This is a genomic window from Pseudovibrio sp. Alg231-02, assembly GCF_900143565.1.
Lineage (GTDB): Bacteria > Pseudomonadota > Alphaproteobacteria > Rhizobiales > Stappiaceae > Pseudovibrio.
In genome coordinates this window covers 720,227-732,558 of the sequence record NZ_FREX01000002.1, presented here as the reverse complement: position 1 = coordinate 732,558, position 12,332 = coordinate 720,227, and the positions used below count along the sequence as shown (strand labels likewise).

21 protein-coding genes and 2 tRNA genes are annotated in these 12,332 nt (G+C 51.0%); 1 reads left to right on the top strand and 22 read right to left on the bottom strand.

Annotated features, from left to right (window positions below; genetic code table 11):
• Positions 1–9: 9 nt before the first annotated feature.
• The 19 genes from rpsH to DHN43_RS08850 all read right to left on the bottom strand — a co-directional run bounded on the left by rpsH (position 10) and on the right by DHN43_RS08850 (position 8,710).
• Entirely contained in the window at positions 10–408 is a 399-nt protein-coding gene (rpsH, locus tag DHN43_RS08940; protein WP_057463426.1) for a 30S ribosomal protein S8, read from the bottom strand.
• Positions 409–420: 12 nt separating this feature from the next.
• Positions 421–726 (bottom strand): 30S ribosomal protein S14, encoded by a 306-nt coding sequence (gene rpsN, locus DHN43_RS08935; RefSeq protein WP_057463427.1) that lies wholly within the window; start codon positions 724–726, stop codon positions 421–423.
• A gap of 33 nt (positions 727–759) precedes the next feature.
• Positions 760–1,317: a 50S ribosomal protein L5 gene (gene rplE, locus DHN43_RS08930; RefSeq protein WP_057463428.1), complete on the bottom strand. Its 558-nt coding sequence runs from the start codon at positions 1,315–1,317 to the stop codon at positions 760–762.
• Positions 1,310–1,627 carry a 50S ribosomal protein L24 gene (rplX, locus tag DHN43_RS08925; protein WP_057463429.1) on the bottom strand — a complete coding sequence of 106 codons (318 nt, stop codon included), beginning with the start codon at positions 1,625–1,627 and terminating at the stop codon, positions 1,310–1,312. Before rplX ends, rplE begins: the two co-directional genes overlap by 8 nt.
• Positions 1,627–1,995 carry a 50S ribosomal protein L14 gene (rplN, locus tag DHN43_RS08920; RefSeq protein ID WP_057463430.1) on the bottom strand — a complete coding sequence of 123 codons (369 nt, stop codon included), beginning with the start codon at positions 1,993–1,995 and terminating at the stop codon, positions 1,627–1,629. Before rplN ends, rplX begins: the two co-directional genes overlap by 1 nt.
• Positions 1,996–2,053: 58 nt before the next feature.
• Entirely contained in the window at positions 2,054–2,296 is a 243-nt protein-coding gene (gene rpsQ, locus DHN43_RS08915; RefSeq protein ID WP_057463454.1) for a 30S ribosomal protein S17, read from the bottom strand.
• Between the two features lie 10 nt (positions 2,297–2,306).
• Complete coding sequence (rpmC, locus tag DHN43_RS08910; RefSeq protein WP_063289479.1) at positions 2,307–2,507, bottom strand: 50S ribosomal protein L29; 201 nt, start codon at positions 2,505–2,507, stop codon at positions 2,307–2,309.
• Between the two features lie 23 nt (positions 2,508–2,530).
• Positions 2,531–2,944 (bottom strand): 50S ribosomal protein L16, encoded by a 414-nt coding sequence (rplP, locus tag DHN43_RS08905; protein ID WP_057463432.1) that lies wholly within the window; start codon positions 2,942–2,944, stop codon positions 2,531–2,533.
• Positions 2,945–2,987: 43 nt separating this feature from the next.
• A complete protein-coding gene (rpsC, locus tag DHN43_RS08900; RefSeq protein ID WP_057463433.1) occupies positions 2,988–3,704 on the bottom strand; it encodes a 30S ribosomal protein S3 in 717 nt (238 codons plus the stop codon).
• The gene (gene rplV, locus DHN43_RS08895) at positions 3,704–4,084 is read right to left on the bottom strand and encodes a 50S ribosomal protein L22 (protein WP_057463434.1); all 381 of its coding nucleotides are present in this window, start codon (positions 4,082–4,084) and stop codon (positions 3,704–3,706) included. The genes rpsC and rplV overlap by 1 nt, the downstream gene beginning before the upstream one ends.
• Before the next feature lie 2 nt (positions 4,085–4,086).
• On the bottom strand, positions 4,087–4,365 hold the full coding sequence (gene rpsS, locus DHN43_RS08890; RefSeq protein ID WP_057463435.1) for a 30S ribosomal protein S19: 279 nt from the start codon (positions 4,363–4,365) through the stop codon (positions 4,087–4,089).
• Positions 4,366–4,377: 12 nt separating this feature from the next.
• Complete coding sequence (gene rplB / locus DHN43_RS08885) at positions 4,378–5,211, bottom strand: 50S ribosomal protein L2 (RefSeq protein WP_057463436.1); 834 nt, start codon at positions 5,209–5,211, stop codon at positions 4,378–4,380.
• 13 nt (positions 5,212–5,224) lie between these two features.
• Positions 5,225–5,518, bottom strand: coding sequence for a 50S ribosomal protein L23 (locus tag DHN43_RS08880; protein ID WP_057463437.1), 294 nt, complete (start codon positions 5,516–5,518; stop codon positions 5,225–5,227).
• On the bottom strand, positions 5,518–6,135 hold the full coding sequence (gene rplD / locus DHN43_RS08875) for a 50S ribosomal protein L4 (protein WP_057463438.1): 618 nt from the start codon (positions 6,133–6,135) through the stop codon (positions 5,518–5,520). The genes DHN43_RS08880 and rplD overlap by 1 nt, the downstream gene beginning before the upstream one ends.
• Positions 6,135–6,851 carry a 50S ribosomal protein L3 gene (rplC, locus tag DHN43_RS08870; protein ID WP_057463439.1) on the bottom strand — a complete coding sequence of 239 codons (717 nt, stop codon included), beginning with the start codon at positions 6,849–6,851 and terminating at the stop codon, positions 6,135–6,137. Before rplC ends, rplD begins: the two co-directional genes overlap by 1 nt.
• Positions 6,852–6,872: 21 nt before the next feature.
• A complete protein-coding gene (gene rpsJ, locus DHN43_RS08865) occupies positions 6,873–7,181 on the bottom strand; it encodes a 30S ribosomal protein S10 (RefSeq protein ID WP_008547405.1) in 309 nt (102 codons plus the stop codon).
• Between the two features lie 69 nt (positions 7,182–7,250).
• On the bottom strand, positions 7,251–8,426 hold the full coding sequence (tuf, locus tag DHN43_RS08860; protein ID WP_108818360.1) for an elongation factor Tu: 1,176 nt from the start codon (positions 8,424–8,426) through the stop codon (positions 7,251–7,253).
• Positions 8,427–8,532: 106 nt separating this feature from the next.
• A tRNA-Gly gene (locus DHN43_RS08855) sits at positions 8,533–8,606 on the bottom strand.
• Positions 8,607–8,625: 19 nt separating this feature from the next.
• A tRNA-Tyr gene (locus DHN43_RS08850) sits at positions 8,626–8,710 on the bottom strand.
• 422 nt (positions 8,711–9,132) lie between these two features.
• Between DHN43_RS08850 and DHN43_RS08845 the strand changes: the two genes are divergently transcribed.
• Entirely contained in the window at positions 9,133–10,011 is an 879-nt protein-coding gene (locus tag DHN43_RS08845; RefSeq protein WP_063304104.1) for a TrmH family RNA methyltransferase, read from the top strand.
• A gap of 218 nt (positions 10,012–10,229) precedes the next feature.
• Here DHN43_RS08845 and DHN43_RS08840 read toward each other — a convergent pair whose 3' ends face one another.
• From DHN43_RS08840 to DHN43_RS27570, 3 genes are all read right to left on the bottom strand, one after another.
• Positions 10,230–10,811, bottom strand: a complete 582-nt coding sequence (locus tag DHN43_RS08840; RefSeq protein ID WP_108818359.1) for a hypothetical protein — start codon at positions 10,809–10,811, stop codon at positions 10,230–10,232.
• Between the two features lie 277 nt (positions 10,812–11,088).
• On the bottom strand, positions 11,089–11,220 hold the full coding sequence (locus tag DHN43_RS27620; RefSeq protein ID WP_159096800.1) for a hypothetical protein: 132 nt from the start codon (positions 11,218–11,220) through the stop codon (positions 11,089–11,091).
• Between the two features lie 20 nt (positions 11,221–11,240).
• A complete protein-coding gene (locus DHN43_RS27570) occupies positions 11,241–11,651 on the bottom strand; it encodes a response regulator transcription factor (protein WP_108818357.1) in 411 nt (136 codons plus the stop codon).
• Positions 11,652–12,332: the final 681 nt, after the last annotated feature.

Below are 12,332 nucleotides of genomic sequence, written 5' to 3'. Positions count from 1 at the left end.
AATGCCGCGTCAGAAGACGCGACAAAGTACTTCACCACCCACATTTTTCTCACGTGCATCGTGGTCTGCCATTACGCCCTGAGGAGTAGACAGAATAGATACACCCAAGCCGTTTGCAACGTGTGGGATGTTCTTGACCGAAGAATATACGCGACGACCAGGCTTAGATACGCGCTCAATCGTGCGAATCACTGGTTCACCGTCGAAATACTTCAACTCAATTTCAAGCTCAGACTTGCCTGCACCGAAGTCAACAGCGGTATAACCGCGGATGTAACCTTCAGAAATCAGAACGTCCAAGATGTGTGCGCGCAACTTAGAAGCAGGTGTGCTTACTTTAGATTTGCGACGCATCTGCGCATTACGGATGCGCGTGATCATATCCCCGACTGGATCGGAAATCGACATAGCAGTAACTCCTTACCAGCTCGACTTCACGAGACCCGGGATCTTGCCCAGGGAACCCAACTCACGAAGCGCAATACGCGACATCTTAAGTTTGCGGTAGTAACCGCGTGGGCGACCTGTGACTTCACACCGGTTGCGTACCCGTGTAGGCGCGGAATTGCGCGGCAGCTTTGAAAGCTTCAGCCGTGCATTGAAACGCTCCTCCAGGGACAAGCTCTCGTCCTTGGCCATGGCCTTCAGGGCAGCACGCTTGTCAGCATATTTACTAACAAGAGCTACGCGCCGCTTGTTTTTCTCGACCGCGCTTTTCTTCGCCATCGTCTGTCCTCGTTCCTTTCCCGTATACCGCTTTTATTTGCGGAACGGGAAGTTGAACGCGCGCAGCAGTTCACGCGCTTCGTCATCGGTTTTAGCATTGGTACAAACAACAATGTCCATACCCCACATTTGATCTACTTTATCGTAGTCAATTTCAGGGAAAACAATGTGTTCTTTAAGTCCCATAGCGTAGTTGCCACGTCCGTCGAAGCTTTTCGGATTCAAGCCACGAAAGTCACGTACACGCGGAAGCGCGATTGTGATCAAACGATCCATGAATTCGAACATCTGGTTACGACGAAGTGTAACTTTAGTACCCAGCGGCATATCTTCACGAACCTTGAAGGTCGCGATAGATTTTCTAGCACGGGTAATAACCGCCTTTTGACCAGCAATCAAGCTAAGATCTTCAGCAGCGATACGAGCCTTCTTGCTGTCACCAACAGCTTCACCAACACCCATGTTCAAAACGATCTTTTCGACCGAAGGGATCATCATTGGGTTGGTGTAGTTAAACTTCTCCTGAAGCTCACCACGCACTACATCATTGTAGTGCGCCTTGAGCCGTGGAGTGTAAGTAGCGTCAGCCATCAATCACGTCTCCTGAACGCTTAGCGACACGAACAGTGGCGCCTGCATCATTAGTCGTGAAACCGACGCGGGTCGGCTTGCCATCCTTAGGATCAGCAATGGCAATATTGGAAAGCTGAATAGGAGCTTCCTTTGTGATGATACCACCTTCGCTCTGTTGGGTCTGGCGCTGGTGACGTTTCACCAAGTTAACGCCACGCACGACAGCGCGGTTGTCAGATGGAATCATCTGGAGAACTTCCCCAGTCTTTCCTTTGTCACGACCGGCAATTACGACGACTTTGTCGCCCTTTTTGATCTTCGCGGGCATCAGAGCACCTCCGGCGCAAGCGAAATGATCTTCATGTGATTCTTGCCACGCAGTTCACGAGGAACTGGGCCAAAAATACGTGTTCCGATCGGTTCTTTGTTGTTGTTGATCAGGACGGCAGCATTGCTGTCGAACCGGATCACACTGCCGTCAGCACGACGGATGTCTTTAGCCGTGCGTACGACGACCGCTTTCATCACGTCGCCCTTCTTTACACGACCCCGAGGAATTGCTTCTTTGACGGAGACAACAATGATGTCGCCAACGCCAGCATACTTCCGTTTGGAGCCGCCGAGCACTTTGATGCACATGACACGACGTGCGCCGGAATTATCGGCTACGTCGAGGTTAGTTTGCATCTGAATCATGACTCGTCGCCTTGTTCTTTCTCAGCACTCTAAAAGTTAGAAATGCTGGATGCGTTCACTAGCTCGCTGCTTCCGTAGAAACAACGGTCCATTTCTTATTCTTAGAGATTGGAGCACACTCTTCAATTTGAACGGTGTCGCCAACCTTGTAAGAATTATTTTCGTCATGTGCACGATACTTCTTCGTACGGCGCACAACTTTTTTCAGCAAAGGGTGGGTAAAGCGACGCTCTACCTTCACCGTTACTGTCTTTTCGTTCGCATCGCTAACAACGACACCCTGCAAAATACGCTTTGGCATCATTAGCTCCTTATGCGTTGTCAGACACGCGCTTGTCGCGCAAGACTGTCTGGATCCGCGCAATGTCCCGGCGAACCTGACGGACACGAGCGGTGTTTTCGAGCTGACCAGTTGCTCTCTGGAAACGCAGGTTGAACTGTTCTTTTTTCAGTTCTTCCAGGTTTGCCTTGAGCTCATCTGAGGTCTTAGCTCTTACGTCGCTAGCCTTCATGGCCTTTTCCTTTCGATGTCCGATTACTCACCAATGCGCTGGACGAACCGGCACTTGATTGGGAGTTTAGCAGCGGCCAGACGCATTGCTTCACGAGCAATATCTTCAGACACACCGTCCATTTCGAACATGATGCGACCAGGTTTCACCCGGCACGCCCAGTACTCAGGAGAACCTTTACCCTTACCCATGCGGACTTCAGCCGGCTTAGAGGACACAGGAACGTCCGGGAAGATTCTGATCCACACGCGACCCGCACGCTTCATGTAACGGGTCATTGCACGACGGGCAGCCTCAATCTGACGAGCGGTGATCCGCTCTGGTTCCATGGCTTTCAGGCCAAAGGCACCAAAATTGAGGTCCGTACCACCCTTGGCATTACCATGGATGCGGCCCTTGTGCTGCTTGCGGAACTTAGTACGCTTTGGTTGCAGCATCGTTTTCTCTCGCTTTAATAGTTAAGCCGTGTGAAGGCGCTGCTTACGCAGCGCGCTCACGCCGACCGCCACCTTGGCGTTCGCTCTTGCCACCACCTTCAGTCGCACGACGCTCAGAAGCCATTGGGTCATGCTCAAGGATTTCGCCCTTGAAGATCCAGACTTTAACGCCACACGCGCCGTAAGCGGTGTGTGCTGTAGCAGTGCCGTAGTCGATGTCTGCACGAAGAGTGTGCAGAGGCACGCGACCTTCACGGTACCATTCGATACGTGCGATTTCCGCACCACCAAGACGACCACCGCAGTTAATACGGATGCCCTGGGCGCCAAGACGCATTGCAGACTGAACTGCACGCTTCATGGCACGGCGGAAAGCAACACGACGCTCGAGCTGCTGAGCGATAGATGCTGCAACAAGCGCTGCATCGGTCTCCGGCTTGCGCACTTCAACGATGTTGAGGTGCACTTCCGAATTTGTCATCTCGGACAGCTTCTTGCGAAGGCGCTCGATGTCTGCACCTTTTTTACCGATAACAACACCTGGACGACCAGAGTGAATAGTTACACGGCACTTTTTGTGCGGACGTTCAATGACGACCTTGGATACAGCAGCCTGCTTAAGTTCTTTAAGCAGATATTCGCGGATGCGAAAATCTTCATGAAGAAGATCGCCGTATTCGTTCTTGCTAGCAAACCAGCGAGAGTCCCAGGTACGGTTGATGCCAAGACGAAAACCGATTGGATTAATCTTCTGACCCATCAGGCAGTCTCCTCAACTTCCCGAACCACGATAGTCAGGTTGGAAAACGGCTTTAGGATCCGTCCAACACGACCACGAGCTCGCGGCTGGAAACGCTTCATGACAAGCGCTTTGCCAACATAAGCCTCGGCGACGACAAGATTGTCGACGTCGAGATCATGGTTGTTTTCCGCATTAGCAATAGCAGACATCAAGGTCTTCTTGACGTCGCCTGAAATGCGCTTACGGGAGAAAGTCAGATCAGCAAGTGCTGTACCAACCTTCTTACCGCGAATGGATGCAGCAACGAGGTTCAACTTCTGCGGGGAAACCCGCAGCATGCGGCAAACCGCCTTTGCCTCGTTGTCTGGGAGCATCCGCTCATGCTTCTGCTTGCCCATCGCTACTTCCTCTTTGACTTTTTGTCAGCGCCATGGCCGTAGTAGGTACGAGAAGGAGCGAATTCGCCCAACTTGTGCCCAACCATGTCTTCACTGATCAAAACAGGAATGTGCTTTTGACCGTTATAGACGCCAAAAGTCAACCCCACAAAGTGCGGCAGAACGGTAGAACGTCGGCTCCAGGTCTTAATGACCTCATTCCGGCCGGATTCACGAACCTTATCCGCTTTCTTCAGGAGGTAACCGTCAATAAACGGCCCTTTCCAGATCGAACGTGCCACGATCCGTTCCTCTTACTTCTTACGCGCGTGACGAGACCGAACGATAAACTTATCGCTGGACTTGTTACTGCGTGTGCGCTTGCCTTTGGTCGGCTTGCCCCAAGGGGTAACCGGATGACGTCCACCGGAGGTGCGACCTTCACCACCACCATGTGGGTGATCGACAGGGTTCATCGCAACACCACGAACGTGTGGGCGACGACCCAGCCAACGGGAACGACCAGCCTTACCAAGGTTGATGTTCGCGTGGTCCTGGTTGGATACCGCACCAACGGTAGCCATACAGGTGCCAAGAACGCGACGCTGTTCACCGGAAAGCAGACGGATGACTGTGTAACCAGCATCACGACCAACGATCTGAGCGTAAGCACCAGCTGAGCGAGCAATCTGCGCGCCTTTGCCTGGCTTCATCTCGATGTTGTGGATGATGGTACCCACTGGAATAGAAGCCAGAGGCATAGCGTTGCCTGGCTTAATATCCACAGCTTCACCAGCTACAACCTTATCGCCAGCAGCAAGACGCTGTGGTGCAAGGATGTATGCCTGCTCGCCATCATCATAAGTGATGAGAGCGATGAAAGCGGTGCGGTTTGGATCGTATTCCAGACGCTCAACAGTACCGACAACGTCGAATTTACGACGCTTGAAGTCGATCAGGCGGTAGGTACGTTTGTGACCACCACCAATGTTGTTCGCAGTCTTACGACCGTGGTTGTTACGACCACCGGACTTGGACAGACCTTCAGTCAATTTCTTGACTGGCTTGCCTTTCCAAAGATCAGAACGGTCTACCTGGACCAGCTGACGACGGCCAGGAGATGTCGGATTAAATGTCTTAAGTGCCATTTTGTCCTACCCCTTACAGACCGGTCGTCACGTCGATGGACTGACCATCTTCCAGAGTGACCACAGCTTTTTTGAAGTCGTTCTGTTTGCCGACAACACCTTTGAAGCGCTTGGTTTTACCCTTGCGAACCAAAGTGTTGACTGCTTTGACTTTTACGCCAAACAGAGCTTCAACAGCTGCTTTGATTTCCGGTTTTGTTGCAGTGAGAGCAACCTTGAAAACAACCTTATTCTCTTCAGAGGCAAAAGTAGCTTTCTCGGTGATCACCGGAGATACGATTTTGTCGTAGTGAACGAGCTTGCTCATTAGAAGCGCTCCTCCAAAGCTGCAACTGCCGCTTTGGTCAGGACCAGCGTATCACGACGAAGAATGTCGTAAACGTTGATACCTTGTACCGGCAGTACATCTACGAGTGGAATGTTACGAGTAGCCAAACCGAAGTTTGCATCTACTTCAGAACCGTCCACGAACAACGCACTGTTCAATCCGAGAGAACCGAGCTGGTCCTTCAGAGCCTTGGTTTTGGCTTCTGCTGATTTCGCATCTTCAACAACAACAAGGTTGCCAGAAGCTGCTTTTGCAGACAGAGCATGCTTCAGACCCAGAACACGAACTTTTTTAGGAAGCTCATGAGCGTGCTCACGCACAACTGGACCAAATGCCCTACCACCACCACGGAACTGAGGTGCTTTACGGTTACCGTGACGTGCGCCGCCAGAACCTTTCTGGCGTACGAATTTTTTGGTGGTACCATTAACTTCGGAACGACCCAAAGTTTTATGAGTACCAGCCTGGCGCTTTGCAAGCTGCCAGCGAACAACACGCTGGATTAGGTCGATACGTGGCTCGAGACCAAAGATCTCGTCAGACACTGTGATCGAACCCGCTGCGTTACCGCCGAGGGTTTTAACCTCGAGTTCCATCACTCACCTTCCTTCCCGGCTTCAGCCGCTGCAATAGCAGAGTTCTGACGGAATGCACCTGGTACAGGAACGTTCTCTGGCAGAGCCTTCTTAATTGCATCACGAACCAGGATCCAACCGCCTTTAGAGCCAGGTACAGAACCTTCAACCATGATCAGACCACGTTCTACGTCAGTACGTACAACTTTCAGGTTCTGAGTGGTTACGCGTTCAGCACCGAGGTGTCCGGCCATTTTCTTGCCTTTAAACACCTTACCTGGATCCTGACACTGACCGGTAGAACCGTGCGCACGGTGTGAAACAGACACACCATGAGAAGCGCGACCACCACCGAAGTTGTGACGCTTCATCGCACCAGCAAAGCCCTTACCGATAGAGGTGCCGGTTACATCCACGAACTGACCGTTAAGGAAGTGGTCAGCTGTAAGCTCAGCACCAACTTCGATCAAGTTCTCTTCAGAAACACGGAACTCAGCGAGTTTGCGCTTAGGCTCAACTTTTGCAACTGCAAAGTGGCCACGCATCGCGCGGTTCGTGTTCTTAACTTTTGCCGCACCTACGCCCAACTGAAGCGCAGTGTAGCCGTTCTTGTCTGCCGTCCGGTGAGCAACAACTTGACAGTTGTCTAGACGCAGTACTGTAACGGGCACGTGTTCGCCTGCCGCGTTATAGATACGGGTCATACCCACCTTCTGTGCGATCACTCCAGAACGCATTACTGTGTCCCCTTGCCGCACTTAGAGCTTGATCTCGACATCAACGCCAGCAGCCAGGTCGAGCTTCATCAAAGCATCTACTGTCTGTGGTGTTGGGTCGACGATGTCCAAAAGACGCTTATGAGTGCGCATTTCGAACTGATCACGGCTCTTTTTATCAACATGCGGTCCGCGAAGTACTGTGTACTTCTCAATCCGCGTCGGCAACGGAACTGGTCCACGCACTTGTGCGCCGGTCCGTTTCGCCGTGTTCACGATTTCCTTAGTGGAAGCGTCAAGAACACGGTGATCAAACGCCTTCAGGCGGATCCGTATATTCTGACCGTTCATGACTAATCCTTAACTGAGCAAGGCAACTGCGGTTTAACACAAGATCAAACCGCAGTTCGAACTCAATTCTTATTCGATGATTTCAGCTACAACACCAGCGCCGACGGTACGACCGCCTTCACGGATAGCGAAGCGCAGACCATCTTCCATAGCGATTGGTACGATAAGTTCAACTGAAACAGCAACGTTATCACCAGGCATCACCATTTCTGTGCCTTCTGGCAGAGAAACAACACCAGTCACGTCAGTCGTACGGAAGTAGAACTGCGGACGGTAGTTGGTGAAGAATGGAGTGTGACGTCCACCCTCTTCCTTGGTGAGGATGTATGCCTCAGCYTTRAACTTRGTGTGAGGAGTAACGGAACCTGGTTTACAAAGAACCTGGCCACGCTCAACATCTTCACGACCAACACAACGGATCAATGCACCGATGTTGTCGCCAGCTTCGCCCTGGTCGAGCAGACTGCGGAAAATTTCAACACCAGTAACAGTGGTCTTAGATGTGTCTTTAACGCCAACGATCTCAACTTCGTCACCAACGTGAACGATGCCACGCTCTACACGACCGGTTACAACAGTACCACGGCCAGAGATAGAGAACACGTCTTCGATCGGCATCAGGAATGGCAGATCGCGTGGACGGTCAGGAGTTGGGATATAGTCGTCAACTGCAGCCATCAGCTCTACAATTTTGTCTTTACCGATCGCGTCATCGCGGTCTTCAAGAGCAGCAAGTGCAGAACCAGCAATGATTGGAATATCATCGCCTGGGAATTCGTAGGAAGAAAGAAGTTCACGAACTTCCATTTCTACGAGTTCAAGCAGCTCTTCGTCGTCAACCTGGTCAACTTTGTTCATGAAGACAACCAGAGCAGGCACACCAACCTGACGAGCGAGCAGGATGTGCTCACGGGTCTGAGGCATTGGGCCGTCTGCAGCGTTAACAACGAGGATCGCGCCGTCCATCTGCGCAGCACCAGTAATCATGTTTTTCACATAATCAGCGTGGCCTGGGCAGTCAACGTGTGCGTAGTGACGATTTTCGGTCTCATACTCAACGTGCGCAGTGGAGATAGTGATACCACGTGCGCGCTCTTCAGGAGCACCGTCAATTTCGTCGTATGCTTTAAAATCACCAAAAGATTTAGTAATCGCAGCAGTCAGCGTAGTTTTGCCGTGATCAACGTGGCCGATTGTGCCGATGTTGACGTGCGGCTTATTACGTTCAAATTTTTCCTTCGCCATGGGCGTAGCTCTCTATTTAATCGTAGTTCCGTCGATCAAGGCTTGAAGCCAATAAAAGACCCCAAGGATTCTGTTAGGACACCTCCAGCAAAGAGCGAGAAGAGATTGGAGCGGGTGAAGGGAATCGAACCCTCGTATTCAGCTTGGAAGGCTGCTGCTCTACCATTGAGCTACACCCGCATTACCAATTTCAAGTCGATGGTGGAGGAGGTTGGATTCGAACCAACGTAGGCATAGCCAGCGGATTTACAGTCCGCCCCCTTTAGCCACTCGGGCACTCCTCCGAGATCGACCAAAATCCTCTAAAAGAGAACTTTTTGAAACTCGTTTTGCCAAACACGCCGCTTAACCGCTAAGCAGTTGCGCCGCGTCCTGTGGCGCGGTTTATGCCGCTGAGAACGCCATCTGTCAACGCCTCTTTTGCATGTGCCTGTGCAAAATCAACAAGGCAGTTAGTTTTCCCCCTTTTTTGTCGGAGAACTAACCGACGGAATCTACGTATGACCTTGCTAAATCACAGCTCTTCACACCAAACCCGGCAATTTTGGTGCAAATTCTTTTTTTGGGAAAGTGAAAAGATTCCACACATGAACACCCTCTCAAATTCACTGGACCTGCTCTTTTTATATAAGCAGCAAAAAAGGAATGTTTAGTCTCCCCTCTTTATTCCCTTGAAGCGAAAACATCACCGGAGTATCGAGAGGCTATGAGCAACTTTAAAAAACAAAAGAGCGCAGGCGGCAACCGCTGGAGCCCTGAGCAAAGCCCAGAGCGAGGCAATGATCGCCCCCATAAGAAAAGCCGGCCCGATGGAAAACCGTCTGGTGGATTTTCAAAGGGCAAGCCCTGGCTGAAGAAATCAGCTGCTGAAGACGGTCCTTTCTATATATATGGACTTCACACCATTGAAGCCGCCTTTAGAAACCCGGAACGCACTCGCCACAAACTCCTCATAACGCAAAACGCATTACGGCGGCTGGAAGAGCGTAATCTGAAGATTGATGTTCCGGTTGAAGAAGCCAGCCCCCGCGACATCGACAAGCTGGTTGGCAAAGATGCCGTCCATCAGGGCGCTGCACTGCTGGTAGATGCCCTTCCTGAATATGGACCGGAAGAACTCCAGGACGGTCAACTCGTTCTGGCACTCGATCAGGTCACCGATCCGCACAATGTCGGCGCAATCCTCCGCTCCGCTGTCGCTTTGAGTGCTGACGCTGTTGTCACCACCCGCCGTCACGCACCTGAAGAAGGCCCGGTCCTTGCCAAAACAGCAAGTGGCGCGCTGGATATGATCAAACACGTCCGCGTCCCGAACATGTCTCGTTTTGTCGATGAAATGAGAGATAAAGGCTATCAGGCAATCGCATTGGACAGCGAAGGCCCGAACTCCGTCGAAAATACAACATTCACGGATAAGACCCTGCTGGTCCTCGGCTCGGAAGGAAAAGGTGTCCGCGAAGGCGTCCGCAAAAACTGCGACGCCCTCGCCCGCTTGGACATGCCGGGAGAGATCAAATCCCTCAACGTCTCCAACGCAGCGATCCTGTCCCTCTACGTCGCCCGCATGAAAATGGGGCTGTCCTAACCGACAGCCTCCGGGTCTGCACCTACAGCGTATCCCTAAAAGGGGAAACTGGTTTCAGATAAAGTCACGCAAAAACAAAAACTAAGCAGTTCATGCGTTTCAGCTAAAAGCGAACAGCTTTAAACTCAAACAAGTGTCGCGTCTCAAGTAGCAACCACAAACCGCATGAAGCAAAAATTCTATAGCGGGTTATGTACCCATCTTTGTTGGGATCCACCTTATATAGACAGCTTGGACGCAGGCGTAAATTTGAAGCTATAGCCCCCATCCAGCCAGCGTTGAAAACGATTCTGAGTATAGTGATCACTCACTTCGTAATGCGTAACGCAGCCAACCTTAGGAACGTCTGGGGCATCACCGAGCAAAGCCATATCTAGTGTCATGCAATTAGCATGGTAGATATGAACACTGCCGCCATCCTCTTTTTGCAGATAGGCAGTGTGTACGACCGCACCGACCTGATCATCGATGAAGTTGATGATGCCTGACCCGGTTATCTTTGTATGGTCAAAATATTTCTGCGTGTTTGAAGCAGTGATGCCCATTTTATCAGAGAAGCCAAGCGGGTAACCACCTACTTTTGCTCCGCTCATGATTTCCTGCTTCAAATGGTTTGGGATTTTTCCTTCAAGCACGCCCACTTTCAGAGCAAAATTATAGCAAATCTGAGGATGCCAGCCTTCTGGCTTCTTAGCAAAGTCAGAGGCAATCTTTTTTTGAAGCTGCGCACTCGTGACAGGATTACTTACTCCCTGGTGAGTTTCGTGCGGTTTGAACAACCTACCAAAACTAATACGCATATTTCACTAACCTTATAAACAAAGCCTATGGCACGAAGCCGATGCGGAGATAGCTTTCCAATACGCTACTGTTCTCGCATCGGGCTGACCATGAGGCTGAAATTTTGCCAGTTAGTTGAGTTTATCTGAGTAGCGCCACCTCCATGATGCGCGGTGTGATAGTCAGATCTTCAAGTATGCGTCTTACACAAATAACACCAATGCAGAGCCTTCTTACTCCGCTTCATCTTCCCAATCATTGCCGAAAAACAGCCAGCAGTATCGACGAGCGAACACATCAAAGGCAGGTCTGGCTCATTGAGCGCTCACGTTTGAACTTGCGCCGAAGATTGTGAACATGGGCCGGTATAGTGTTGGACACAGAAATCTCCAGCCCATAGATTTTGCTCAAGAGATCGTCTTTGGTCACAACGTGCCCACGGTTGCTGATCAGCCCTCAAGAACCAGCAATTCATGCCTTGGCAAGGGCAAGGCCACCGCGTTGACCGTGGTTGTTCGAGATTTAAAGTTATAGGAAAGACTGCCGACCGTTTCAGTTTTACCAAACACGGAGCCTGGCCGGCGCAACAAAGCTCGCATTCTTGCAACAAGCCCAGACATCGCAAAGCGCTTGATCAGATAATCATCCGCTCCAGCCTCCAACCCATCAATACGATCTTCAATCGCATCTCCATCCGGCAACATTCGATCAGCAATTAACACGTCAAACATCTCAGAGTTCATGAGCATTCGCGCATCTTCAACACATCCACGCTGATCTACCGAAAACGCAGCAGCCACTAAGGCCTTTTCAATTTGCTGAGCGATACCTCTTTCATCTTCCAGCACCACAATCCGCATTCAACTCTCTTGTTGAACAAGAACCTTACAAACATATGCGCATGGCACATCTCAAGCTGAAGCCAAAGTTAAGTCTCAAAACCTTGCATCCTGTGCAAAGCCTTGCTCACCCCTCAACGATAGCCAAACCAGTATTCTTAGCCCGCAGATAGGAATTGTAATGTGTAGGCAGCAACCGTTGCTCCCCTTTCATGCTGCAGGCACAGCTCACTTGTCCTGCTAGCTAAGCAGCAACCGGATCAGCTCACAAAAGACAGCATTTTATATTGCGGCTGTTTCTTGATGCTCCAGTTCAACATAGGACAGGATCCACCTAGAGGGCATCACTGATAGCTCGCATCACGACACTCAGCTTGTCACGCCAACAAACAGCAAGACTATTCCAGCCAGCATGAGCCACAGGTAACCCAGAAAGCAGTTATGGTCGGTACCTATCCTGTTGCATCTGCAAAGTCCTGAACTTCACTGGAACACCCTTCGGCTCCCCAACAGGACACCTTTCGCGCCAAGCGAAGTCTCCTCACCCAACAACCAAAGCTTCCACATTCTGGCAGACGCCCCGACTACCGAACAAAGAACGCTGCTCAAAAGACCTGTAACCCAAAACGCCCACTCATACGAACAACCTCATCACAAGCCCGCAAGCAGCACCAAAAGCAACAGCTGCCAGGACCCCAACAA